Here is a 24415-nt window from a genome sequence, read left to right as displayed (position 1 = left end):
GCTAAAATAAGTGTTTTTGAGTGACTATCAGTATCTAAAATAACTTTTTAACTAGAATGATATCTTTGATGTAAAAATAAACAATAACAATTTAGTTTTTTATTTTTGTACAGAAAATACATTTGAATGAAAATCATCAAAAAATACTTTCCTAATATATCAGGAGAACAAGAAGAAAAATTTTCAAAGTTACAAGAGCTTTATGAAGATTGGAATTTGAAAATCAATGTTGTTTCTAGAAAGGATATTGATGAGTTATATCTTAGACATGTTTTACATTCTTTAGGAATAGCAAAGGTAGCCTCTTTTCAAGCTGGAGCAAAAGTTATGGATGTTGGAACTGGAGGAGGTTTTCCAGGTATTCCATTAGCAATTTTATTTCCTGAAACTAAATTTCATTTAGTAGATTCAATAGGGAAGAAAATTAAAGTAGTTGATGAAGTAGTTGAGGGCTTAGAGCTGAAAAATGTTGAAACAACACATGGAAGAGTTGAAGAGGTAAAAGATACATATGATTTTATAGTAAGTAGGGCTGTTGCGCAAATGGAAACTTTTCATAGGTGGGTAAAAGGAAAGGTTCAAAAAAAGCAAAACCATGAATTAAAAAATGGAATTTTGTATTTAAAAGGAGGAGATTTAACTGAAGAGTTAAGTGGATTTCCGAGGGCTACTATTTACGATTTACCGAATTATTTTGATGAATTATTTTTCGAGACTAAAAAAGTAGTTCACATCCCCATAAAGTATAAAGGTTAAAAGAGAGCCATTTGGCTCTCTTTATGTATTTTTAAAAGCTCATGCTAATATTAGCTGTAAGTCCTGTATTTTCTGGAACATTTCTGCAGACACCTCCCACACAAATTAGTCCTCCTCGTTGCCTGCCATAATTCAAACTAAATCGATACGATCCATAGGTATAATTACCTCCAAAATTGTAGTAATGGATTTTTTCACTAGTCTCATCACTTCCGTAGTTATAAATATCATTTAAGTAAAAACCAAGTCTTGAAGAAAGATTACACTCTAGTGTTCCTCCAACCCAATTTTTCCTGTCATCTTCAGTCCACAAATGTTGAGCTTCAAATCGTAGAGATTTTCCACCTCCTATCTTATAGGTTGTTTCTCCAACCAAGATCTTAGCATGAACATCTCCAACGGTTTCTTCAATATAACGTTTATTGTAATACTGATTTACAAAATAGAAGATGTTGCTCCATTGTTTAGACCATTTTTTACGAATCTCTAAACTAAAATCAGAGAAGTATTTTTCCCCAAAACCGAAGTTAGATGTATTATAAGTAAATTTCGAAGAGTTGCTTAAATCAGCTTCTCCTTTAAGACCATACCAATACGATGCATTAACTGCAATCTTAGTCCCATATTTACCTCCTAAGACCGATCCTTTTTTAAATTTGTAAAAGAAGTCTATCTGACCTCCAATTTCACCAAATTTAGGAATGGGATTAAAAGCTCCTTGAGCTTGAGCTTGATAAACATAAATATTTGTAAGTAAATAATCATGTTGCTTTGTTAATCCTGGTAAGTAGTTTATAATATACTGATTGAATATATTTCCAGTTGTCTCTCTATCCGAATAAAAGCCCATATTTTCAAGTCTTCTAAGTGTTACATCAACGCCAAGACCTTTTTGAGTATATCCAAAATTCAAGAAAAAGGCATTACCTTTTTCTGCACCTCTAGGTTTATTCATTACATAAATAGCATCTTCATTTTTTGTTAAGAATTCAACTCCTGAGTAAAAATTACCCGAAGAGAAATCGATTCTTCCTCCAAAAACATTGGTTATTTCAGGTAGGTTAAAACTAGCTAAAGCTGTTTCATCGTTTCTACCAACATAACTCAAACCAAATGATAAATACGAGTTTTCAAGATTCAAAAAATCTGATAAACCAATATTAGAGTCAAATCCGAAAATATCTGCTTTTGAATGCTCGAAACCTGCTCGTTGTTTACCATAGATAGCTTTTAACTCAATAAAATTAGTTGGGTAGTATTTTATTCTAGCTCCTCGTAATGCGTTATTGATTCCCAATTGACGATCTTCCCATGATCGTAAAGACAAACCGTTTCCGAATTGTTCGTAAAAATGGCCTAAGGTAACCTCAAACTTTTTGTTTTTATATCCGGCATAGTACAAACCAAGGTTAGTTTTTTTAAATCTGGCATCGTAATTCAATAATGCCATTGGCGAATAACTTTCAGCTTGAATCCCCGCGTAAAAATCTTTATACTCATATAAAACAGTTAAGTAGTTATTAGATCTAAATCTTTCAGGCTCCAGAAATGGGCCCGTTTTCGAATCATCGACGTAGTATTGCGAATTCGATTCAAAACCTAATGATAGGTTATGATCGTTTTGTGCTTTTAGCGTAAAACTGAAAGAAAAACAGCCTAAAAGCATTATGTAGAGCTTTTTCATTAAGTAGTAAGTGTTTTATAAGTTAGGAGTTTTCTTTTATTATTTCATAAAGTTCATCTTCGAAACCTGGAGAATACCCCGAATGACGATAAATTATTTTGCCCCCTTTTACAATAATAAGCTCTGGAATTGTATGTATATTTAAAGCTCTTTTTAACTCCTGATTTTTATCTAATAGAACTTTATATGGCCAACCTTTTCCATTGATCAGTGCTTTTACTCTTTTCTGAGATCTGGAATCATCTGTTGAAATTGCAATTAATTCAATATTTAACTCATCTTGCCACTCTTCATATACTTCATTTATCGTGTCAAGTTCATTTAAACAAGGAACGCACCAAGTTGCCCAAAAACTAATAATAGTTATTTTATGATTATCAATCTCCTTTTCAATATTGGAAGAACTATTATTTAGAAGGTAAATATTTTTATTAGGAAGTTTTTTTTGAGAAAAAGAATATGCGGTTGTAATAAACAAGCATAGTGTTAAAAGTGGCCTCATAATTTTAATAGTTTTATTTATTTCACCGAGTATAACAGAGAATCTAGAGTTTCCCCTAAAATTCTTTTTCGTTATTTTTTAGGGTAAACTTCTATTGTCTTGTTTCAACAGATCAATTATTTTAAATTTAAAAAATATCGATATGATGAAAATAAAGGAAAGAAGAAAATTCAATCATTTAATTTGTATAGTTTTAACTCTTTTTCTCTTGTCCTGTTCAGGATCAGATCTGAGTGAAGATTCAACGGTTGAAGCATCATCGGTTTCAAATACCGCTTTTTCTGAGAATACTAAGTACGAAATAAATTTAGAGATGGAAGGTCAAACATTTCAAAAAAATGTGCTGATTGAAGATTACACAGGGGCTTGGTGTGGATGGTGCCCAAGAGTAACTCATGCCATAGAAGAGGTGAATAAAAGAACGGAAAATGTAATTACAGTGGCAATACATGAGCTAGATTCCCTACAGAACCAGTTTACAAGAAAAATGAGACTTTTATTTGATGTTGATAATTTTCCTACGGCTTACATTGATAGAAAATATGTTTGGGATTTTCCTGAACCGGATAATTTAGATCAAGTAACAGACCTAATTAACACTGACACTCCTTTAGGGATTAAATTGTCATCAACAGTTTCAGGAAATCTAATGAAAATAAAAGCAACTATTGGATTTGGCACAACAATAAGCAAGGGGTTAAAGTTTACTTTAATGGCTATAGAAGATGGGGTTAGAAAAGTACAGCTAAACTACACTGATTATTTTGGAGAAGCTACAAAAATTGATAAGTTTGTGAATAACGATGTTCTTAGATTTGTTTTTTCTGAAGAAATTTCTGGGGAAATAATGTCTAATTCTAGAACAATCAAGGGAGCTATAATAGAAAAAACATTTGAGTCCAATGTCCCTGATTATATAGAGGATGTGGCCAATTTGAGTTTTGTTGCAGTGGTTTCTTATGCTGATACTAATGAAGTTTTAAACGCTAGAGAAGTCAAGGTTAACGAGAGTAACGATTTTCAAAATAAGTAATTCTCTTAGAATTGAGGATCCTCTATAAAAAGAGCACATATTATACTAATAATATGTGCTCTTTTTATATTTTTGTTTTATGGATATTCAAACACCAACAGAAGAAAAATGGAATACGATTTCCCATGCGGTTGGTGCTGTTATGGGAATTTATGGACTTGCAGTACTGTTGCTGGTCAACACAAATAAACCTTGGAGTGTTTTCAGTATTATAGTTTATGGCGTTTCTGTTATTATACTTTTTAGTGCTTCGGCTCTGTACCACGCTACGAAAACTGAGGAGAGAAAAAGAAAATTCAGAATTATTGATCACATTAGTATTTATCTTCTTATAGCTGGAACATACACACCTGTATTATTATTGTTATTATCTCAAAGTAAAGGTTGGTTATTGTTTTTTATAGTTTGGGGTATTGCTTTTATAGGTACCATATTAAAGCTTTTTTATACTGGTAAATATGGTTTTTTATCTACATTGCTATATTTGTTTATGGGATGGTTAATTGTATTCGATTTTAAAGCTTTGAAATTAGCTATGAGTCAAGATGGGTTACATCTTTTATGGGCAGGTGGTGCATTTTATACTATAGGAATAATTTTTTATGCAGTAAAAAAAATACCTTTTCACCATGTTATTTGGCATTTCTTTGTTTTAGGAGGCGCTATTTGTCATTACTTTATGGTATTAAATCATGTTATAAAATAATTATGTAATTTATAAAACATGCTAATATTAAGGAAGGATAAAGTCAACAACTTTCAATGTATAGATAATAGTATTTTGTGAGAATTTTTTCAAATATACTATTCTGATAATAGTAATAAATATTTCTAAGTGAGTTTTATTGCCTCGCGTTTAGACTTGTTTTTAAATAAAATTATAAAAAAAGGCTACATTATTGTAGCCTTTTTTTGTAAATATTTGAAATTATATGTGTTTTAACCTAAAAACGGATAACGATAATCAGTTGGAGAAACAAAAGTTTCTTTGATTAAACGAGGCGATACCCAGCGCAATAAGTTTTGTGCAGATCCAGCCTTGTCGTTTGTTCCTGAAGCTCTAGCTCCACCAAAGGGTTGTTGTCCAACTACAGCACCTGTGGGCTTGTCGTTAATATAGAAGTTTCCAGCGCAGTTTTCCAAAGCTTTAGTCGCCTCGGCAACAGCATATCTATCTGTTGAGAATACAGCTCCAGTCAAAGCGTACTCAGAAGTACTATCAACTAATTTTAAAGTTTCAGACCAATCAGCATCTTCATATACATAAACAGTTACTACAGGACCAAATAATTCAGTTTCCATTGTAGTATATTTTGGGTTTGTAGTTAAGATAACTGTTGGCTCAATAAAGTATCCTTTTGATTTATCATAGTTACCACCGGCAATAATTTCGGCATCAGCATCTTCTTTTGCTTGGTCAATGTATTTTGCTAATTTATCGAAAGAGCCTTCGTGAATAACAGCAGTAATAAAGTTACTCATATCTTCAGGAGACCCCATTTTAAAAGAAGCAACATCTTCCTTTACAAAATCTAGAACCTTATTAGCAATTGATTTTGGAAGATAAACTCTAGAGGCAGCAGAACATTTTTGTCCTTGGAACTCAAAAGCACCTCTTGAGATGCCCGTAGCAACTTGTTTAGGATTCGCAGATGGGTGAGCAATTATAAAATCTTTCCCCCCAGTTTCACCTACAATTCTTGGATATGTTTTGTAATTGTGAATGTTCTCTCCAATTTTTTTCCAAATCTCTTTGAAAACGTAAGTGGATCCTGTAAAGTGAATTCCAGCAAAATCAGGAGAAGCCAAAACAGCATCAGTAATTTCAACAGGATTACCGTATACTAAATTAATTACTCCATCAGGAACTCCAGCTTCTTTAAATACATCGACAATTACTTTTGCCGAGAAAATTTGACTGTCAGATGGTTTCCAAACAACAACATTCCCCATCATAGCAGCAGATGCAGGTAGGTTGGCGGCAATTGCAGTAAAATTAAATGGAGTAATAGCATAAACAAAGCCTTCTAAAGGTCTATATTCAATACGATTCCATATTCCTTCATCAGAATTTGGTTGTTCATTGTAAATGTCAGACATGTATTCTACGTTAAAACGTAAAAAGTCAATCAATTCACAGGCTGCATCAATTTCCGCTTGATGAATAGTTTTTGATTGAGCAATCATAGTAGCTGCGTTAATTTTAGAACGGTAAGGGCCTGCGATTAACTCAGCTGCACGTAAAAAGATAGCAGCTCTTTGTTCCCAAGGCATTTGAGCCCATTCGTTTCTTGCTTCTAAAGCAACTTCAATAGCTTTTTCAGCATGAGTTCTATCTCCCAAATGATATTGACCTACAACGTGTTGGTGATCATGTGGAGGAGTCATGTTTTGGGTGTTTCCAGTTCTTACCTCTTCACTACCAATGTACATTGGTACGTCAACCGATCCGTTAAAAAATTCTTTGTATTGTTTTGAAACTGCTTCTCTTTCAGGAGAGCCTGGTGTGTATCCCTTAACTGGTTCATTAATAGCAGGCGGTACATGAAAAAAACCTTTTCCCATTTCTATGTGTTGTTTGTTATTAAAATTATTTATTTGTATTTCTTACAGAAAAAAACAAAGTTAAGGTTATTTTTAGTAATAAATAAATGGTTAATACGTCTTATTTACTTAAAAAAGAAACAATATGTGTACAGTAACCTTTTTACCCTTAGGAGATAATGATTTTATTTTAACATCTAACAGGGATGAAATGCCCGCTAGAAAAACTTTGGAGCCTAGAAGCTATAGAGAAAATGGTGTGAAACTAGTATACCCTAAAGATCAGGTGGCTGGAGGAACATGGTTGGGGTTAAGTGAAAAGCATAGGTTAGTTTGTCTTTTGAATGGAGGGTTTAAAAATCATCAAAGAACTTCTTTTTATAAAATAAGTAGAGGTGTTATAGTTAAGCATTTATTATCTAGTAACGATGTAATAGGTGAAATAAAACGAATCTCTTTTGAAGGAGTTGAGCCTTTTACAATTATTCTTTTAGAGTGGTCTAAAGGTTTAAAAATTTATGAGTTGGTTTGGGATGGGGTAAAAAAATATTTTAAAAAAATTGATAATAAGCCTCATATTTGGTCTTCCTCTTCTTTATATGATGAAGAGGTTAAACAAGAAAGAAAAAAATGGTTTTCGGAATGGTTGGAAGATAATAAGAGATTTGATAAAAATAATATTATTGAATTCCACCAGGATGACTCTAAGGGAACTCCAGAGACTGCTGTTAAAATGAAGCGAAAATTAGTTGAAACTGTTAGCATAACATGTGTTTTCAAAAAAGAATCAAATATTTCATTCGAATACAGATCAATTATAAATTCGCAATTATTTGAGTTAGAGTTAAAATCACTTTAGGTAAACGTGTTGTTAACTAAATTTTTTAACAATAACTAATATATGGAAAACACGATTACCGAAATGGTTAATATTCCGATTGCTAAAAGACTTATAAATAGTATATTTGATAGAATATATTTTATGAATGTTTTTAAGTTTCTTTGCTTGTAAAATTTTTTCATCGCTAAATAAAGATAAATAGCAAAAAGTAGTATAAAAATAGGGCTCATGTCAAATAAAGTTCTATTAACAATTATGCCTGTAATGAGAAATAAAATTAATAGTAAAAAGAATATTGTTTGAATATGGAACACAAATATTAGATGCTCTACGTACGTGTATTTCCTTCTAATTTGAATAAAGTTTAAACATAGCGCAAATAATGGGAGCAATAAGAACAGAGAGATAGACCCCATTGATATTATTTGTTTAAAGAAATTATTTTGTTCGTCTTTATTTGTTAATATTTTATTTAATTTTTTAGCTCTTGTATACCAAAATCGGTTTGTGAAATTTGTTTTGAGCCCCATGTTTTTAAGAGCTTGATCAGTTTTTATTTCAGGGTTGTACTTATTGTAATTAATCATTTTATCCATGAACATACTCCCGGTAAGAATATTAGAAGAGTTCACTATGTTTTTTGAAAGGCTATCTGATTTCTTCAAATTGTCAACAATCTTCTTTGGAGTCTCCTTTGGCATTTGAATCTTTTTCTGATTTCTAATATCACGAACGATTACTTGTGTGAGTGAATCTTTATTGATATTTGTGTTCAAATTTAAATTGAATATTTCTTCTTCATTTTTTTCTTCATTATTTAGTTTGTTGATTTTCTTATAAGTTTCATTAGTATTGAGCAATAAAAAGAATAAAACAGATGTGGTTAAGTAAAAACGAAAAGGATTTGAATATCGACTTCGCTTTCCTGAAATATAATCTAAAGAAACTTTCCCTGGACGGAATAATAATGGTAGTAGAGTTCTCCAAAACTTTGCATCCCAAGAGAAAAATCCACGGAACATTTCCTTTAGAAAATTAGCTAGGGTTATTTTACTTCCTTTATTTTCCTGACCACATTCTGGGCAAAATTTTTCATTTCTAGTAAAAGGGTATCCACAATTTAGGCAGTTTAAGTCTTTTACTTTTGAGGGCTTATTTTTTTTGATTAATTTCAATTAAGCTGTGGTGTTGTTGTTAATTGGAAAGTAGGGATTTTGACATAGAATTCATTTGAAGTAGCAGTATTGATCATTTTATACTTTCCGCTCATAGCACCAATTGAGGAAATCAAAAAACAGTTTGATTTATAGTTGTAAATCTCACTTGGTTTTAAAGTCGGTGTATTACCTATCACTCCAATGCCTCTCACAGATTCCACAGTATTTAATGAATCAAAAATGGTCCAAAACCGCTCTAATAATTGTACGGTTTGTGAAGAGTAATTTTCTATTAAAATATGGTAACTGAAAGCGTAATAAATCATATGACCTCTATGCCTCGTTCCGTTATATTCTGTGTTAACCGAGATCTTGATCCCATTTGATATTTGCTGAAACATAAAAATAAAAGTAACTATAATAAATTAAAAATTAGATCAATACTGTTTTTTTTCCTTATTCGTTTTGATTAAAAACACCATATCCAATTCCAATAACTCTATCATATAGACCTCCTATAGGACGGTAGTAAATAAGTGCCATGTACTCGTTTTCAGTTTGAAAAAAAGAACCACCTATTTCTTTTAAGTTTATGCCAGAATTATTGTCAACAATTGCGTAGGTATAATTATAAAACCCTTGCTTTAACAAAATAGAGGCTTCATAAGTTCTAGTTTTAAAATTATATTCCATTCTGTTTTCTCTTGATAGTTCGAAGTTATTAAAACCTCCATAAACATAAAGTTGCGTGTTTTTTAAAGGAGTATCGTAAGCTAATGAAAAATGGACCATTGTGTAATCTGCCTCTGTTCTGGAATCATTGGTGTTAGGATCTTTTGAGTTTATTAAAAATTGACCATTTATGTCAGGGTTATAAGTGTATGATCTTCTTGATTTTGGTTGATCAGTAAACAAGTAGGTATTGTAAACAGTATCCCTTTCTACTTTTGAAATATTTAAACTTGTATTTCTAGCATATTTAGTATCGAAAAAATAAAATTCATTATTTCCTGAAAAATTGGTTAGACTTACGTGGTTGTATATAAGTGTTTTATGTTGTATGAAAGCAGGTGGAATATTTTCGATAATAGTATTCCAATCGTTATTTTGTATTAAACTAGCTTTGATTTCTTGACTCGGATTATTCAATGTTATACTTGGATGATTGACTCTAAATTGAACTGTTTGATCGGTCTGATTTGAGTTAGCATTTCTACTTCTTAAAACATTTAAGCCTACGGTACTTTTGTCTTCATAAAATACACAACGTCTTTTAAAAACAGTTTCGTAGTCTTCATTTAATACGGATATAATATAATTTCCACTTTTCGTGATTATCGAACTGCTATTTGGAATATTAACTGAATAATGAGTGTAAGCTTGTAGAGAATTAAAGGAGTTTGTAACATTAATTATTGAATTTTGATTAAAACCATCAATATATTGATTGCTAATTAAGCCACTTGGCTTCCAGTCATATGTCATCAGTTCAATTTTGTAATAATAGTCCTTATTATCAGCATCAAGATCATCAAAGGATAATTCTAACGATTTTCCTAGCTTAACAACTGAGCTGTATTGTTTTGGATTATTTACTGGTCTGAGCAATATACTCTTTATATTTTGTGATAATAAGATCGAAGTAAATCCAAGGCAGCAAAAAGTAATTGAAATTTTATTCATGATAACAAAAGTACCAAATTAAACTTCAAATGGATGTATTTTATTTAGAACTAGTATAAATAGGTGTTTTTACTAAAGATATAAAAGAAATATCTGACTATGGCTTTCAAAATTTTTAAATTTGCGTGTTTTTAAGAAAATCAAATTAATCTGTTACTATGTCAAAAGACATCCGTATTAAAAGAGGTCTGAACATCAGCCTTATTGGTGAAGCAGAAAAAGTAACTACCGAATATTCTTTGGGTAGTGTTTTTGCAATTAGACCAGATGATTTTCACGGCGTAATTCCAAAAATTTTAGCAAAAGAGGGTACAGAAGTAAAAGCAGGTGAAGCACTTTTCCATAGTAAAAGTGATGAACGTGTTTTATTTCCGAGTCCCGTAAGTGGGAAAGTTTCTGAAATCGTTCGTGGAGCAAGAAGAAAAGTTTTAGCAATTAAAATCACTGCAGATGAAAAGCAGAAGCATGTAGATTTTGGTAAGAAAAATATTGATGAAATGTCAGGAGAGGAAGTTAAGAGTCACCTTTTTAACTCTGGATGCTGGCCATTTATCAAGCAACGACCCTACGATGTTGTAGCGAATCCTAATCAAGAACCCAAGGCTATTTTTGTATCTGCTTACGCAAGTGCTCCCTTGGCAGCTGATTATGATTACACTCTAAGAAGGAAAGAGGCAGAATTGCAGGCCGCTCTAAAGGCACTTTCTAAACTAACATCAGGAAAAGTTCATGTTTCTATTGCGAAAGATTCAAACGAATCACCATTTTTAAAGTTAAAAGGAGTTGAGTTACATAAAGTTTCTGGACCACATCCTGTGGGTAATGTAAGTACTCAAATTGCACAAATCGATCCTATCAACAAAGGTGAAGTTGTATGGGTAGTTACTCCACAAGATTTAGTAGTAATTGGAGAGTTGTTATTAACTGGGAAATTCAATATTACAAGAACTGTTGCTCTAACAGGGTCTAAATTCGATAAGCCCCAATATGTAACGGCATTAGCAGGAGCTCAAGTTTCTGATGTTGTAAAAGGAAATTTAAATACTGATAACGTTCGTGTTATTAGTGGAAACGTGTTGTCTGGAGCTCAGGTTGATGAAGATGGATTCTTAGGATACTATGATAATCAGTTTACTGCAATCGCAGAAGGTGATGACTATGAGTTTTTTGGATGGAATAAGCCAGTTTTTAATAAAATATCAACCAGTAGAGCATTGACATTTTCATGGTTAAATCCAAAGAAGAAGTATGATTTAAATACAAATACGAACGGTGAACATCGTGCATTTGTAGTAACTGGATCTTATGAAGAAGTGTTTCCTTTGGATATTTATCCAATGCAGTTATTAAAGGCTTGTATGTATAAGGATCTTGATGAAATGGAAGGCTTAGGAGCTTATGAGATTGCTCCGGAAGACTTTGCTTTGACGGAATTTATTTGTGTTTCAAAACAGCCTCATCAAAAAATAATTCGTGAAGGATTAGATTTGATGAGATCAGAATTAGGATAAGACATGGGGTTAAAACAAAATTTACATAATTTAAAAGAGAAGTATAAAGGTACCAAAATGGCCCCTGCATTTAACGCCATCCATACCTTTTTATACCTGCCCAATGAGGTTACCCATAATGGAACCCACATTAAGGCAGCAGATGATTTAAAACGTACAATGAACACTGTAATCATGTCATTGATTCCTTGTTTAATATTTGGTATGTTCAACGCAGGTTATCAACATCACCTCGCGATTGGAGATGTAAAACCTGTGGAAGGCTTTTTTAGCGGTGATTTTTGGAGCTTAGCAAATCTTTGGATTGGAGCTGCTAAAATTTTACCATTAGTAATTGTTTCTTATGGTGTAGGGTTATTGGTTGAATTTATATTCGCTGTAATCAAAGGACACGAAGTAGAAGAAGGTTATTTAGTAACTGGAATGTTAGTCCCATTAATTGTGCCAGTTGATTTGCCTCTTTGGATGCTTGCAGTTGCAGTTGTATTTGGAGTTGTGATAGGAAAGGAAGTTTTCGGTGGTACAGGAATGAATATATTAAATCCGGCGTTAACAATTCGTGCATTTTTATTTTTCGCATATCCAACTTGGATGTCAGGAGATAAGGTATGGGTTCATGATGCAGTAAGTAGAGCAGGATCGGCTGATGCTATTTCTGGAGAAACTATTTTAGGTAGTTATGCTCAAAATTTAACACCAAGTTATTCAGTATCTGATATGTTTTTTGGGTTTATTCCGGGTTCTGTTGGAGAAACTTCAACATTCTTAATTCTATTAGGTGCAGCATTTTTAATCTTCACGAAAATTGGTAGTTGGAGAATTATTATATCAACGTTTATTGGTGCTGCGGTAATGGGGCTTATATTTAATGCGGTTGCAGATACTGGTTTAATTACAGATACTAGTAAGTTTTACGGTTTAATGAGTACAGAATGGTGGAAACATTTAATTATTGGAGGTTTAGCTTTCGGTGCGGTGTTTATGGCAACAGACCCGGTAACAGCTTCTCAAACGAATAAGGGTAAATGGATTTACGGATTCTTAATCGGATTTATTTCTATTATGATTCGTGTATTCAACCCAGCTTACCCAGAAGGAGTGTTCTTAGCAATCTTGTTAATGAACGTATTTGCTCCGACAATCGATCATTACGTAGTTCAAGGTAATGTAAAGAAGAGATTAAAACGTTTAAAAGCTAAAACTGCCTAGTTATGAGTAAAAAGACAGATAGTAATGGATATACGCTAATATTCGCAATAGGAATGGTATTAGTGGTAGGGGCGTTATTAGCTTTTACAGCGTCGTCTCTTAAGCCTATGATTAATGCAAACAAGCGTGTTGAAAAGCAACAAAATATCTTGTATGCAATGGGCGTAAATGAAAATGATGAAACAAGTGCAGTTTTTATCTCTAAGGATAAAGTGGCTGAAGCATTTTCTCAGAATATTAAAAAGCAAATTGTTATCGAAGGTTCAAACGTGACTGAAGATGAAAAAGCTTTTTTAATTGATGTTAAAAAAGAACAGGCATTAGCAAAAGATGGTAAAACAAGAAAATTACCTTTATTTATTGGAGAAAAAGATGGTAAAACTTTTTACATAGCTCCAATTAGAGGTAAGGGGCTTTGGGATGCTATTTGGGGATACGTTGCCATGGATAAAAACATGGTGGTTAAAGGAGTATTCTTTGATCATAAAGGGGAAACTCCTGGTTTAGGAGCTAACATCAAGCAACGTTTCTTTATGGACGATTTCACAGGTGAAGATTTAATGAGCAATGGTGTATTCAAAGGAATAGCTGTTTCTAAATCAAATGCTGATCCTAAGAATGAAGATAAAAATGATAACGAAGTTGATGCAATTGCTGGAGCAACTATTACTGGTGACGGTGTAGCTGCAATGATTAAATCAGAGTTAGCATTATATGTACCTTACTTTAAAACATTAAAATAGTTATGGGATTATTATCAAAAAAAGATATAGCGTTAATAAAAGACCCATTAGCGGATAACAACCCAATTACAATTCAGGTATTAGGTATATGTTCTGCTTTGGCAATTACGGCAGAATTAAAGGCGTCAATCGTAATGTCTATTTCTGTATTGTTTGTACTTGGAGTAGGAAATGTGGTAATTTCTTTAATGAGAAATATCATTCCTTCAAAAATTAGAATTATTGTACAGTTAATCGTAGTAGCAGCTTTAGTAATTATCGTTGATCAAGTACTAAAAGCTTTTGCGTACGAGTTGAGTAAAACACTATCGGTTTTCGTAGGGTTAATTATTACAAACTGTATTATTATGGGACGTTTTGAGGCATTTGCTCTAGGAAATGGTCCTTGGAAATCATTTTTAGATGGAATAGGAAACGCTTTAGGATATGCAGTAATATTAATTATTGTAGGATTCTTTAGAGAATTATTAGGTTCTGGTACGTTATTAGGGTTTAAAGTGTTAGGTGATCCAATCGAAAAAACTGGATTATATTCTTTAGGATACGAAAATAATGGGTTCATGTTACTTTCTCCAATGGCATTAATTGTAGTTGGAATTATAATTTGGATACAGCGTAGTAGAAATAAAGCATTAATTGAAGATTAAAATAGTAATGAGGTGTTAGAACAAGAATTGAGTCTTATAAATCGTATACAAACTCAATACTAACTACTCAATACTCAATACTATAAAAATATGGAACATTTAGAATTATTTTTCAAGTCGATATTCATAGATAACATGGTATTCGCAACCTTTTTAGGAATGTGTTCTTACCTTGCTGTATCTAAAAAAGTATCTACGGCTGTTGGTTTAGGTGCTGCGGTAATTTTCGTACTAGCAGTAACGGTGCCTGTAAACTGGCTGTTAGATCAATATATATTAAAGCCAGGAGCATTGGTTTGGTTAGGGGGCGAGTATGCTGATTATGACTTAAGTTTCTTATCATTTATCATGTTTATTGCAACGATTGCAACCATGGTACAATTAGTAGAAATTATAGTTGAAAAATTCGCACCTGCCTTATATAACTCACTAGGTATTTTTTTACCATTAATCGCAGTAAACTGTGCGATTTTAGGAGGGTCATTATTCATGCAATCTCGTGAAATTCCAACTTTAGGACTTTCATTGGTGTATGGTATTGGTTCTGGTATCGGTTGGTTCTTAGCAATTTTGGCGATTGCTGCTATCCGTGAGAAGATTCGTTATTCTCAAATACCACCTGCTTTAAGAGGTTTAGGAATTACTTTCATTACTACTGGTCTTATGGCTATTGGTTTTATGAGTTTTGGAGGAATGCTTACTGGAGGAGATGATGCTGCTAGTAAGAAAGAAAAAAGTGCAGCTACTGAAGTTATTGAAACTGTAAAAGAAGATGTAGTGGAGATGGAGCCAGTTGATAAAAAGGAAGAGGCTAAAATAGCTTCAAAAGAATTAGCTAATAACACAAAATAAATAACAGAATAATGATAGCATTAGCAGCAAGTACAGGAGGAACAGTACTAATTACAGTTGTAGCATTCTTGGCATTAACACTGTTATTAGTTGCTTTATTACTATTTGTAAAGCAAAAGTTAGCACCATCAGGTCCTGTAAAAATTACAGTAAATGGAGATAAGGTAATAGAAGTGCCATCAGGTGGTACGTTGTTATCAACTTTAGGGAATGAAAAAATATTTTTACCATCTGCATGTGGTGGTGGTGGGTCATGTATTCAATGTGAATGTCACGTTCATGAAGGTGGTGGTGAGGCACTACCTACAGAAACGCCGCATTTTACAAGAAAAGAACTACAGCATGGAGTTCGTCTGGCATGCCAGGTAAAGGTCAAACAAGATATGGATATTTCCATTCCAGAAGAGATTTTTGGAATTAAGAAATGGGAAGCGGTTGTTGTACGTAACTACAACGTAGCTTCTTTCATTAAAGAGTTTGTAGTTGAAATCCCCGAGGATATGAACTATAAAGCTGGAGGGTATATCCAAATTGAAATTCCTAAGTGTGAAGTAAAATTCGCTGATATGGATATCACTGCACATCCAGAAGAACATGAAACTCCAGATAAATTTAAAATGGAGTGGGATAAGTTTGGGTTATGGCCGTTAGTAATGAAGAATGATGAACTCGTAGAAAGAGCATATTCTATGGCTTCTTATCCAGCTGAAGGTAGAGAAATCATGTTAAATGTTCGTATTGCTACACCGCCATGGGATAGAGCTAAAAATGGATGGATGGATGTAAATCCAGGAATTGCTTCTTCCTATGTATTCTCACGAAAGAAAGGGGATAAAGTAACAATTTCTGGACCTTATGGAGAATTCTTTATCAATGAATCTGAGGCAGAGATGTTATATGTTGGTGGAGGAGCTGGAATGGCACCAATGCGTTCTCACTTATACCACTTATTCAAAACATTAAAAACTGGTAGAAAAGTTTCTTACTGGTACGGAGGTCGTTCTAAACGTGAGTTATTCTACTTGGAACACTTCTGGGCGTTAGAGAAGGAATTCCCTAACTTTAAATTCCACATCGCATTATCTGAACCGTTAGAGGAAGATAATTGGAAAGTAAAAGAAAATATTGATGCTGAAGGTGATGGATTCGTTGGGTTTGTTCATAACTGTGTTATTGAGCAATACTTGAGCAAACATGATGCTCCTGAAGATATTGAGCTTTACTTCTGTGGACCACCATTAATGAATAAAGCCGTTCAAAAAATGGGAGAAGATTTTGGTATACCAGATGAAAACATTCGTTTCGACGATTTCGGAGGATAAAATCTCACTAAATAGTATGAAAAGCCGATGCAATAATTGTATCGGCTTTTTTTGCAATTATTATAAGTATAACTACTAGGAAATGTTTAGTTAGTATTAATAGAGGTAATTTGGGGCTTTTGAAATATTAAGCCAAACTAATAAATAGATCAAAGTATTTAAATCTGATCTATTCGAAAGGGGACTACCACATATTCTTTCAAATATCTTGGGTTATTCGTTTAGTGGGGGTAAAAACTAATATACATGAACTGCCCAAACTGTCAATCTCAATATCTGAGAAGAGAAAAGAGAATTGTGCTTCAACGACTCATAATTTCGAGTAAAAAGTATAAGTGTTTTAATTATAGATCAACATTTTTACACATGGTAATCATAAAATAGAAACTTTCTTTATCTAAAAAATAGAAACCGTACCTTTGTACAAATTTTAATTGAATGGTTTCTTTTCAAGATTTAGACTTATCGAATCCATTGCGTAATGCAATAGAAGAGCTCGAATTAGTGCATCCAACACCAATCCAGCAACAAGCGTTTCCAGTAGTGCGTTCTGGGAAGGATATAGTAGGTATTGCACAAACAGGTACGGGAAAAACTTTTGCTTATCTTTTACCAATTTTAAGAGATTTAAAATTCTCAAAACAACAACATCCTAGAGTTTTAATTTTAGTACCAACAAGAGAATTGGTTGTTCAGGTTGTTGAAGAAATCGAAAAATTAGCAAAGTACATCACGCTACGTGTTATTGGAGTTTATGGAGGGGTTAATTTGAACCGACATAAGGAAGCGGTAGCCCTGGGTGCTGATGTTTTGGTAGCAACTCCTGGCCGTTTATATGATTTGGCATTGAGTAATGTGCTTAAATTAAAATCGATACAAAAGTTGGTAATAGATGAGGTTGATGTAATGCTTGATTTGGGCTTTCGTTTCCAATTACTTAATATCTTTGATTTACTGCCTCAGAGAAGGCAAAATATAATGTTTTCTGCTACTATGACTGAAGATGTTGAGACTTTGATTGATGATTATTTTATAGCGCCTAAAAAGATTGCAATTGCGGTTAGCGGTACTCCTCTTGAGAATATCGATCAAACTGCTTATAATGTGCCGAACTTTTACACGAAAATGAACTTGTTGAATGATTTATTATTTGATAAATCTGATTTTAGTAAAGTATTGGTATTCGCTCCTAATAAGAGAAATGCTGATAGGATTTTTAACCTAATAGAAGAGGAGTTTCCAGGTCAAGTATGCGTAATTCACTCGAATAAAACTCAAAACTATCGTTTACGATCGATTGAGGAATTCAATAGTGGAAATCATCGAATTTTAATTGCTACTGATGTTATTGCAAGAGGTTTAGATTTGCATGAAATTTCGCATGTTGTCAATTTTAACCCTACGCAGTATCCAGAAAATTATATGCATAGAATTGGTAGAACGGGTAGGGCGGAGAAAAAAGGAAAATCAATTTTATTCACAACAGAAAAAGAACAAGAAGCTAAGAGACGTATTGAGGAATTGATGAATTTTGAAATACCTTTGATTGATATTCCTGAGAATGTAGAAATTTCAAAGCAGTTAACTGAAGAGGAACGACCGAAAGAAGATAGACAACAGTCTGCAAATAGAACTTCGCAAGAGTATATTCCAGGAGAGGCATTTCACGAAAAAAAGGCTAAAAATAAAAAAGTAAATCTAGGAGGAACATATCGTAGAGAGATTGCTAAGAAGTATAAAAAGCCTAAAACTAGAGGAGATAAGAATTTCAATAAACGAAATAAGAAGAAAAAATAATGAGACAACTTACCGAGCAGGAGTTGCATAACCTTGGAATGAACATAGTCGGCAAAGAATTAGAAAGATTAGGGTATGAATTTGTCGCAGTAAATAGTACTTTAAAAAAACATCCACAATTTGTTTTATTCAAAAAAGGAGAGCCCACTATTTTTGTTTTGGTTAAAGTTTCAAAGAATATACAAAATCCTCAAGAATATGATCGGTTATGGATGGAAACTTTTAAGGAGCATGCTAAAAAGCAAAATGCAAAAGTTTGGTTTGCTGGTGTTGGTGTTGCGAATTCTCAAAGTGTTGATCTACCGGTGTTTAAGGATGCTCCATATTACCTTTCTTTTGATGGTTTCATAAAAATTTTATAAATTTTCATACTATTAGATACTACTTTATTGATGTCTATGACTAAAAGAATACCATTTATGTGCAATTCTGATCAAAAGATACATAAAGTTAAAAAGTAGTGTTATTTACAAGAGTTATATAGTAATTTTGCTCCCGGGAAATTTAATATACAAATCATGGGAAAAAAATTATTCAAGGGGATTCAAAATCTTTTTAAAAGTGCTTCAGCAATTTTAGCAGAATTCGGTAAAGGAGCCGGATACGCTATTAATCATTAGTAGCTTACAAAGATTTTGAAGGAAAACACTCGTTAAATTATGACGAGTGTTTTTTTTTATTATTAAAATAACGCCTAAGACAAACAATTATTGTATTTCTTTTATAAAATATTTATTAGAGCTTTCACCTTAAGCCTAGGAGAATCATAAATCAATTGCTTTTCATAAAAATTAATTTTATTATTGATCCATTTGGTTATTTGGTGCTACTAAATTTATCAATAACATCTAATATTGATGTTATTTTTAATAATAGATTCTAGTATATGATTTATTATATATCGTAAGTTCATTTAATGCGCTTCAAGCCAGTTTTGACCTAACCCGATTTCAACATCAAGAGGAACAGAAAGTTTAAAGGCATTTTCCATTTCTTCCTTAATAATTGGTTTTATATTTTTTAATTCGTCTTTATGAGCATCAAAAACCAATTCATCGTGTACTTGAAGTAACATCTTTGATTTGAAGTTTTCGGCATTAAATCGCTTATGAATATTGATCATTGCTAATTTAATAATATCTGCAGCACTCCCTTGAATAGGAGCATTTACAGCATTTCTTTCTGCAGCTCCTCGAACAATAGCATTACGAGAGTTAATATCTTTTAAATAGCGTCTTCTATTTAATACGGTTTCTACATAGCCATTTTCTCTTGCAAAATCAACTTGCTTCGAAATATAATTCCTAAGTTTTGGATAGGTTTCATAATAAGCTTCAATCAATGCTTTTGCCTCTTTTCTGTCCAAACTTGTTTGATTGCTTAATCCAAAAGCAGAAACCCCATAAATAATACCGAAGTTTACTGTTTTAGCGTTGCTTCTTTGTTGACGAGTAACTTCTTCAATCGGAACTTTAAATACTTTTGAAGCCGTTGAAGCGTGAATATCTTCTCCGTTTTTAAAAGCTTCAATCATGGTTTCTTCCTCACTTAAAGCGGCAATAATTCTTAACTCTATCTGGCTATAATCCGCAGCAAGGAGTACATAATCATTATTTTTTGGAATAAAAGCTTTTCTAATTTCCTGACCTCTTTTGGTTCTAATAGGTATGTTCTGTAAGTTCGGATTATTAGAACTTAATCTTCCTGTAGCGGCTACAGCTTGCGCATAAACTGTATGTACTCGGCCAGTTTTCGAATTCACTTCTTCAGGTAGGGCATCAACGTAAGTACTCTGTAGTTTTTTATATTGACGGTATAACAAAATATCAGCAACAATTTTGTGATCGTTGGCTAGATAAGATAACACATCTTCCGCAGTCGAATATTGTCCTGTTTTAGTTTTTTTAGGCTTGTCTACCAACTTTAGTTTTTCAAAAAGAATAGGACCAAGTTGTTTTGGTGAGGCAATATTGAATTCCTCCCCAGCTTGTTCATAAATACGTTGTTCTAAGTCTATAATATCAGTCGAAAGTTCGCCAGATAATGACTTTAAGAATTCAGTATTTAAGTTAATACCTTCAATTTCCATTGCTGTTAAAACAGATACTATTGGTGTTTCGACATCTTGAAACAGTTTAGTTACATTCCCACTCTCAAGTTCTTTGGTGAAATGCTCTTTTAGTTGTAGGGTAATATCGGCATCCTCAACAGCATATTCACTTTGTCTATCTAAAGCAATATCGCGCATTGAAAGCTGGTTCTTACCTTTTTTACCTATAAGCTCAGTAATGGAAACCGGCTGATAGTTTAGGTAGGTTTCTGCAAGAATATCCATGTTGTGCCTCATATCAGGATTTATTAGATAATGAGCGATCATCGTATCAAACAAATTCCCTTTTACGTTAATATTGTAGTTGGAAAGAACTTTAATATCGTATTTAATATTGTGGCCTATTTTTTCGATATTTTCATTTTCAAAGAAAGGAATAAATTCATTAATAACGTCTTGTGCTTCCTCTTGATTTTCGGGGAGTACTAAGTAGTAGCCTTTTCCAATTTCCCAAGAAAATGCAATTCCAACAAGCTCAACCTCTAGGGCTTTTAAGCCCGTTGTTTCTGTATCAAAACAAACAGAAGTTTGTTGAAGTAATTTATTTAAAAGTAACTTTCTACTTAAAGGAGTATTAATTACTTGATATAAGTGATTGGTATTGTTGATAGTTCTATATCCATTCATATTATCTTCATCGGTTGAAGTGGTATTACCACTTCCAGGAGCAGCAAATAAATCAAATTGCTGTGCATTAGCATTCGAAGAAGTCTTATTTGAATTGTTGGATGTTGAATCTGGATCAGAAATGGAGAAAGTTTTTTTAAAGCTATCTGCCATTCTTCTAAACTCTAAATCATCGAAAATTTTAATGGTTTTTTGAATGTCTGGCTGTTCAAAAACGAGCTTATCTTCTTCTAATTCCACAGGAACATCTAACATGATCGTGGCTAGCTTTTTAGATAATAAACCGAGTTCTTTGTTAGCTTCCACTTTCTCTTTCATTTTACCTTTTAGTTCGTGAGTGTTCTCAAATAAACCTTCCATACTTCCATAAGCAGCAAGAAATTTCTTCGCTGTTTTCTCACCAACACCAGGTAGCCCAGGGATATTGTCTACGGAGTCCCCCATCATCCCTAAGAAGTCTATTACTTGTTCAGGTTTTTCTACTTCGAATTTAGCTTTTACTTCCTCGACACCCCACTTTTCATATCCGTTGCCCATTCTTGGAGGGCGAAACATGAAAATGTGCTCAGAAACTAATTGCGCATAATCTTTATCAGGAGTAACCATATATGTTTCTAATCCTGCTTGCTCAGCTTTTTTGGCTAAAGTTCCAATAATATCATCAGCTTCAAATCCTTCTTTAACAATAACAGGAATATTCATAGCTTCTAATATGTTTTCTATGTAGGGTACAGCAATTTTAATAGCTTCCGGAGTCTCTAACCTATTTGCTTTGTAGTCAGGAAAGACGTTTACTCTATCAACACTACCGCCTTTATCAAAACATACGGCTAAATAGTCTGGTTTTTCTCGTTTAATAACATCGAGTAAAGAATTGGTAAAACCTAATATAGCAGAGGTGTCAAGCCCTTTTGAGTTAATTCTTGGGTTTTTAATAAATGCATAATAACCTCTAAATATTAAAGCATAAGCGTCTAGTAAAAAAAGTCGTTTCCTGTTTGCCATTTTCTGTAAAATCTATTGATTTGTTAAGAGTGTTAATTTAAAGTATCCTTATGTAGAATCGCAGTTTGTAAAACTACAAAACTTTAACAAGAAGTTAAAAACTGATTTTTTTTAATAAATGTATCTTTACGAGATATTTAAAACAAATTTATGTTACGCTGGTTAATTCCTCTGATAATATTCTCTGCTTTTATTATTGTTTTTGAAGTTTACGCATTTCAAGCTATAAAAATAGTATCAAAAAATAAAGTTTTTCGATATTCGTGGTTATTACTTGGAGGCATAGCTTATGTCAATTTCTTTTATGTCATATTTCGATATGATAGAAGTGCTGGTCAAACAAGAGAGTTTCAGTGGGCTGTTGGTTTACTTTTACTAGTACTCTTGCCAAAATTGATTGTTTTAGTTTTTATGCTAGGAGAAGATATTTTTAGGTATATTCAGAAAGGGTTTACTTATTTTTCTAATGGAGAAACAAAAAGCTTAGTAAGTAGAAGAAAATTTATTTCCCAGCTAGCATTAGGTTTAGCTTCAATTCCTTTTGCGGGTATTTTATATGGTATTTTTAAGGGAAAGTATAATTATAAAGTCATAAAGTATCAGTTGAATTTTGATGATTTACCTGAAGCTTTTGATGGTTTTAAAATTACCCAAATTACAGATATTCATTCTGGAAGCTTTGACAATAATCAGAAAATCGCTTATGGAATTGATTTAATTAATGAACAAAAGTCAGATATTATACTTTTTACGGGTGATATAGTTAACAATTTTGCTAGCGAAATGGATACATGGCTTTCAGCTTTTTCTAAATTAGAAGCCCCCTTTGGGAAATTTTCGATCTTAGGAAATCATGACTATGGTGATTATGCGGAATGGAAAAGTGATGAAGATAAAGCTGCTAACTTTCAGGCAATAAAAGAAATTCATCCTAAAATAGGTTTTGATTTATTACTGAATGAACATAGGTATCTTGAAAAAAATGGACAAAGAATAGCATTAGTAGGTGTTGAGAATTGGGGAAAAGGTTTTAATAAGGCAGGGGACTTGAAACAAGCTTCGAAAGGAGTAGACAAGAAAGATTTTAAGATATTGATGAGTCATGACCCAAGTCATTGGGAGTATAAGGTTAAACAAGATAAATTTAATTATCAATTAACACTTAGTGGTCATACACATGGTCTTCAGTTTGGCATTGAAATTCCAGGCCTATTTAGATGGAGCCCTTCACAATATGTTTATAAGCAATGGGCTGGTTTATATAAAGAGTTTGGAAGATATATAAATGTTAATAGAGGGTTTGGTTACCATGCATTTCCAGGGAGAGTAGGCATATGGCCTGAAATTACAGTGATAGAATTAAAAAAATCTTGAAAGTGATCGTTTTTATTAAGGATATGACTTTTAATGAAAATAAAAATTTGTACTTTTAAGGTTTTTACAGTAAAAATTTGTTTTTATGACAAAATTTGGAGATATTATAGGAATTGATAAACCTGTTTTAATTGATTTTTATGCAGACTGGAGTGATTCTGAGCCAAGTCTTCAAACACTTCGTGATGTCGCAGCTGCTCTAGGAGATAAAGCAAAAGTTATTAAAATAGATATCAGGAAAAATCAAATTTTAGCAGAAGCACTAAGGGTTAAGGGTAATCCGACCTTTATAATATATAAAAATGGTGAAATGAAATGGCGACAAACAGGAGAGCAAGATGCTAATACTCTTATTGGTTTAGTCAAACAGTTTTTCTAAATAATTCTCTCAAACTGATAGCCTCTAATACTTAATTCTTTTAGTATAATTGGAAGAGAATAGTAAATGTTTTCTTTAGCTTTTTCACTATCATGAAAAACAATGATATCTCCGTTTTTTATTTTTGTTAAGATATTCGAAACACATTCTTCTTTTGAAATATTTTTGTCAAAATCACCTGAGAGAAGACTCCACATAATCACTTTATACCCTTTTTTAATTAGGGCTGATGTCTGAGAGTTTTTGATTTTTCCATAGGGAGGTCTGAATATTTTTGGTTGAATAACATTATTAAAGTTACTTATTAATAATTCAGTTTTTAAAATATTATTTAAATAGTCCTTTTTTTTAGTTTTCCATCCATCTAAATGATTATAAGTGTGATTTCCAATACTGTGTCCGCCTTCGATTATTTTTTTGAAAATAGAAGGATGTTTTTGGATATTATCGCCTACACAAAAAAAGGTAGCTTTTGCATTGTGCTTTTTAAGTTTATCTAAAACGAATTCTGTAACTTCTGGAATAGGTCCATCATCGAAAGTAAGATAAGCTTTTTGAGTACTGGATTTAAAACACCATATATATTTAGAAAAATATTTTCTAAATATATATGGTGTCCTTAAAGGGTATAACCTCATT

22 protein-coding genes are annotated in these 24415 nt (G+C 32.6%); 14 read left to right on the top strand and 8 right to left on the bottom strand.

The genetic code is table 11. The features are described 5' to 3' along the window. The first annotated feature begins 126 nt into the window (after positions 1–126). On the top strand, positions 127–756 hold the full coding sequence (gene rsmG / locus AC2GW8_RS07990) for a 16S rRNA (guanine(527)-N(7))-methyltransferase RsmG (protein ID WP_440879346.1): 630 nt from the start codon (positions 127–129) through the stop codon (positions 754–756). Positions 757–787: 31 nt separating this feature from the next. Here the strand turns inward: rsmG and AC2GW8_RS07985 are convergent, their stop codons facing one another. Both AC2GW8_RS07985 and AC2GW8_RS07980 read right to left on the bottom strand, forming a co-directional pair. Then, entirely contained in the window at positions 788–2440 is a 1653-nt protein-coding gene (locus AC2GW8_RS07985) for a DUF6029 family protein (protein WP_440879345.1), read from the bottom strand. A 22-nt stretch (positions 2441–2462) separates the two neighbouring features. Then, positions 2463–2942: a TlpA family protein disulfide reductase gene (locus AC2GW8_RS07980; protein WP_440879344.1), complete on the bottom strand. Its 480-nt coding sequence runs from the start codon at positions 2940–2942 to the stop codon at positions 2463–2465. 142 nt (positions 2943–3084) lie between these two features. Between AC2GW8_RS07980 and AC2GW8_RS07975 the strand changes: the two genes are divergently transcribed. Together AC2GW8_RS07975 and trhA are read left to right on the top strand one after the other, a co-directional pair. After that, positions 3085–3975, top strand: coding sequence for an Omp28-related outer membrane protein (locus tag AC2GW8_RS07975; RefSeq protein WP_440879343.1), 891 nt, complete (start codon positions 3085–3087; stop codon positions 3973–3975). 79 nt (positions 3976–4054) lie between these two features. Next, complete coding sequence (gene trhA, locus AC2GW8_RS07970) at positions 4055–4681, top strand: PAQR family membrane homeostasis protein TrhA (protein WP_440879342.1); 627 nt, start codon at positions 4055–4057, stop codon at positions 4679–4681. A gap of 233 nt (positions 4682–4914) precedes the next feature. Here trhA and pruA read toward each other — a convergent pair whose 3' ends face one another. Continuing rightward, positions 4915–6540 (bottom strand): L-glutamate gamma-semialdehyde dehydrogenase, encoded by a 1626-nt coding sequence (gene pruA, locus AC2GW8_RS07965; protein WP_440879341.1) that lies wholly within the window; start codon positions 6538–6540, stop codon positions 4915–4917. 124 nt (positions 6541–6664) lie between these two features. Here pruA and AC2GW8_RS07960 point away from each other — a divergent pair, with 124 nt between their 5' ends. Then, the gene (locus AC2GW8_RS07960; RefSeq protein WP_440879340.1) at positions 6665–7378 is read left to right on the top strand and encodes an NRDE family protein; all 714 of its coding nucleotides are present in this window, start codon (positions 6665–6667) and stop codon (positions 7376–7378) included. Between the two features lie 35 nt (positions 7379–7413). Here AC2GW8_RS07960 and AC2GW8_RS07955 read toward each other — a convergent pair whose 3' ends face one another. Genes AC2GW8_RS07955 through AC2GW8_RS07945 form a run of 3 tightly spaced genes read right to left on the bottom strand, consistent with a single transcriptional unit; the run spans position 7414 to position 10200 of the window. Continuing rightward, the gene (locus AC2GW8_RS07955; protein WP_440879339.1) at positions 7414–8535 is read right to left on the bottom strand and encodes a DUF3667 domain-containing protein; all 1122 of its coding nucleotides are present in this window, start codon (positions 8533–8535) and stop codon (positions 7414–7416) included. Further along, the gene (gene apaG, locus AC2GW8_RS07950; RefSeq protein WP_440879338.1) at positions 8532–8918 is read right to left on the bottom strand and encodes a Co2+/Mg2+ efflux facilitator ApaG/CorD; all 387 of its coding nucleotides are present in this window, start codon (positions 8916–8918) and stop codon (positions 8532–8534) included. Before apaG ends, AC2GW8_RS07955 begins: the two co-directional genes overlap by 4 nt. Positions 8919–8973: 55 nt before the next feature. Continuing rightward, on the bottom strand, positions 8974–10200 hold the full coding sequence (locus AC2GW8_RS07945; RefSeq protein WP_440879337.1) for a type IX secretion system plug protein: 1227 nt from the start codon (positions 10198–10200) through the stop codon (positions 8974–8976). Positions 10201–10358: 158 nt separating this feature from the next. Here AC2GW8_RS07945 and AC2GW8_RS07940 point away from each other — a divergent pair, with 158 nt between their 5' ends. From AC2GW8_RS07940 to AC2GW8_RS07905, 8 genes are all read left to right on the top strand, one after another. Continuing rightward, positions 10359–11711: a Na(+)-translocating NADH-quinone reductase subunit A gene (locus AC2GW8_RS07940; protein WP_440879336.1), complete on the top strand. Its 1353-nt coding sequence runs from the start codon at positions 10359–10361 to the stop codon at positions 11709–11711. Between the two features lie 3 nt (positions 11712–11714). Continuing rightward, complete coding sequence (locus AC2GW8_RS07935; protein ID WP_440879335.1) at positions 11715–12920, top strand: NADH:ubiquinone reductase (Na(+)-transporting) subunit B; 1206 nt, start codon at positions 11715–11717, stop codon at positions 12918–12920. 2 nt (positions 12921–12922) lie between these two features. Then, on the top strand, positions 12923–13663 hold the full coding sequence (locus AC2GW8_RS07930) for a Na(+)-translocating NADH-quinone reductase subunit C (protein WP_440879334.1): 741 nt from the start codon (positions 12923–12925) through the stop codon (positions 13661–13663). Positions 13664–13665: 2 nt separating this feature from the next. Continuing rightward, the gene (locus AC2GW8_RS07925) at positions 13666–14310 is read left to right on the top strand and encodes an NADH:ubiquinone reductase (Na(+)-transporting) subunit D (RefSeq protein ID WP_440879333.1); all 645 of its coding nucleotides are present in this window, start codon (positions 13666–13668) and stop codon (positions 14308–14310) included. A gap of 90 nt (positions 14311–14400) precedes the next feature. Continuing rightward, a complete protein-coding gene (gene nqrE / locus AC2GW8_RS07920; RefSeq protein ID WP_440879332.1) occupies positions 14401–15162 on the top strand; it encodes an NADH:ubiquinone reductase (Na(+)-transporting) subunit E in 762 nt (253 codons plus the stop codon). A gap of 14 nt (positions 15163–15176) precedes the next feature. Further along, positions 15177–16484, top strand: coding sequence for an NADH:ubiquinone reductase (Na(+)-transporting) subunit F (gene nqrF / locus AC2GW8_RS07915; RefSeq protein ID WP_440882195.1), 1308 nt, complete (start codon positions 15177–15179; stop codon positions 16482–16484). A 438-nt stretch (positions 16485–16922) separates the two neighbouring features. Continuing rightward, complete coding sequence (locus AC2GW8_RS07910) at positions 16923–18281, top strand: DEAD/DEAH box helicase (protein ID WP_440879331.1); 1359 nt, start codon at positions 16923–16925, stop codon at positions 18279–18281. After that, positions 18281–18643 (top strand): DUF8840 domain-containing protein, encoded by a 363-nt coding sequence (locus AC2GW8_RS07905; RefSeq protein WP_440879330.1) that lies wholly within the window; start codon positions 18281–18283, stop codon positions 18641–18643. The genes AC2GW8_RS07910 and AC2GW8_RS07905 overlap by 1 nt, the downstream gene beginning before the upstream one ends. Positions 18644–19194: 551 nt before the next feature. On the opposite strand, the gene polA is transcribed toward AC2GW8_RS07905, so the two are convergent. Then, positions 19195–22023: a DNA polymerase I gene (gene polA / locus AC2GW8_RS07900; protein WP_440879329.1), complete on the bottom strand. Its 2829-nt coding sequence runs from the start codon at positions 22021–22023 to the stop codon at positions 19195–19197. A gap of 150 nt (positions 22024–22173) precedes the next feature. Here polA and AC2GW8_RS07895 point away from each other — a divergent pair, with 150 nt between their 5' ends. Together AC2GW8_RS07895 and AC2GW8_RS07890 are read left to right on the top strand one after the other, a co-directional pair. Then, positions 22174–23397, top strand: a complete 1224-nt coding sequence (locus tag AC2GW8_RS07895) for a metallophosphoesterase (protein WP_440879328.1) — start codon at positions 22174–22176, stop codon at positions 23395–23397. An 85-nt stretch (positions 23398–23482) separates the two neighbouring features. Continuing rightward, positions 23483–23776, top strand: a complete 294-nt coding sequence (locus AC2GW8_RS07890; RefSeq protein ID WP_440879327.1) for a thioredoxin family protein — start codon at positions 23483–23485, stop codon at positions 23774–23776. On the opposite strand, the gene AC2GW8_RS07885 is transcribed toward AC2GW8_RS07890, so the two are convergent. Next, a complete protein-coding gene (locus AC2GW8_RS07885; protein ID WP_440879326.1) occupies positions 23773–24414 on the bottom strand; it encodes a polysaccharide deacetylase family protein in 642 nt (213 codons plus the stop codon). The genes AC2GW8_RS07890 and AC2GW8_RS07885 overlap by 4 nt on opposite strands. Position 24415: the final 1 nt, after the last annotated feature.

It is taken from the genome of Tenacibaculum profundi (assembly GCF_057162725.1).
The sequence above is the reverse complement of the archived record's forward strand: the minus strand, read 5'-3'. Positions and strand labels throughout refer to the sequence as shown.

Excerpts from the sequence above, each read along its gene's own strand:
- AC2GW8_RS07960 (WP_440879340.1), top strand. The coding sequence starts at position 6,665 with ATGTGTACAGTAACCTTTTTACCCTTAGGAGATAATGATTTTATTTTA.
- rsmG (WP_440879346.1), top strand. The coding sequence starts at position 127 with ATGAAAATCATCAAAAAATACTTTCCTAATATATCAGGAGAACAAGAA.
- polA (WP_440879329.1), bottom strand. The coding sequence starts at position 22,023 with ATGGCAAACAGGAAACGACTTTTTTTACTAGACGCTTATGCTTTAATA.
- AC2GW8_RS07975 (WP_440879343.1), top strand. The coding sequence starts at position 3,085 with ATGATGAAAATAAAGGAAAGAAGAAAATTCAATCATTTAATTTGTATA.
- AC2GW8_RS07910 (WP_440879331.1), top strand. The coding sequence starts at position 16,923 with ATGGTTTCTTTTCAAGATTTAGACTTATCGAATCCATTGCGTAATGCA.
- AC2GW8_RS07985 (WP_440879345.1), bottom strand. The coding sequence starts at position 2,440 with ATGAAAAAGCTCTACATAATGCTTTTAGGCTGTTTTTCTTTCAGTTTT.
- pruA (WP_440879341.1), bottom strand. The coding sequence starts at position 6,540 with ATGGGAAAAGGTTTTTTTCATGTACCGCCTGCTATTAATGAACCAGTT.
- AC2GW8_RS07945 (WP_440879337.1), bottom strand. The coding sequence starts at position 10,200 with ATGAATAAAATTTCAATTACTTTTTGCTGCCTTGGATTTACTTCGATC.
- AC2GW8_RS07890 (WP_440879327.1), top strand. The coding sequence starts at position 23,483 with ATGACAAAATTTGGAGATATTATAGGAATTGATAAACCTGTTTTAATT.
- AC2GW8_RS07925 (WP_440879333.1), top strand. The coding sequence starts at position 13,666 with ATGGGATTATTATCAAAAAAAGATATAGCGTTAATAAAAGACCCATTA.
- AC2GW8_RS07885 (WP_440879326.1), bottom strand. The coding sequence starts at position 24,414 with ATGAGGTTATACCCTTTAAGGACACCATATATATTTAGAAAATATTTT.
- AC2GW8_RS07905 (WP_440879330.1), top strand. The coding sequence starts at position 18,281 with ATGAGACAACTTACCGAGCAGGAGTTGCATAACCTTGGAATGAACATA.
- AC2GW8_RS07895 (WP_440879328.1), top strand. The coding sequence starts at position 22,174 with ATGTTACGCTGGTTAATTCCTCTGATAATATTCTCTGCTTTTATTATT.
- AC2GW8_RS07935 (WP_440879335.1), top strand. The coding sequence starts at position 11,715 with ATGGGGTTAAAACAAAATTTACATAATTTAAAAGAGAAGTATAAAGGT.
- AC2GW8_RS07940 (WP_440879336.1), top strand. The coding sequence starts at position 10,359 with ATGTCAAAAGACATCCGTATTAAAAGAGGTCTGAACATCAGCCTTATT.
- trhA (WP_440879342.1), top strand. The coding sequence starts at position 4,055 with ATGGATATTCAAACACCAACAGAAGAAAAATGGAATACGATTTCCCAT.
- AC2GW8_RS07930 (WP_440879334.1), top strand. The coding sequence starts at position 12,923 with ATGAGTAAAAAGACAGATAGTAATGGATATACGCTAATATTCGCAATA.
- apaG (WP_440879338.1), bottom strand. The coding sequence starts at position 8,918 with ATGTTTCAGCAAATATCAAATGGGATCAAGATCTCGGTTAACACAGAA.
- nqrE (WP_440879332.1), top strand. The coding sequence starts at position 14,401 with ATGGAACATTTAGAATTATTTTTCAAGTCGATATTCATAGATAACATG.
- AC2GW8_RS07980 (WP_440879344.1), bottom strand. The coding sequence starts at position 2,942 with ATGAGGCCACTTTTAACACTATGCTTGTTTATTACAACCGCATATTCT.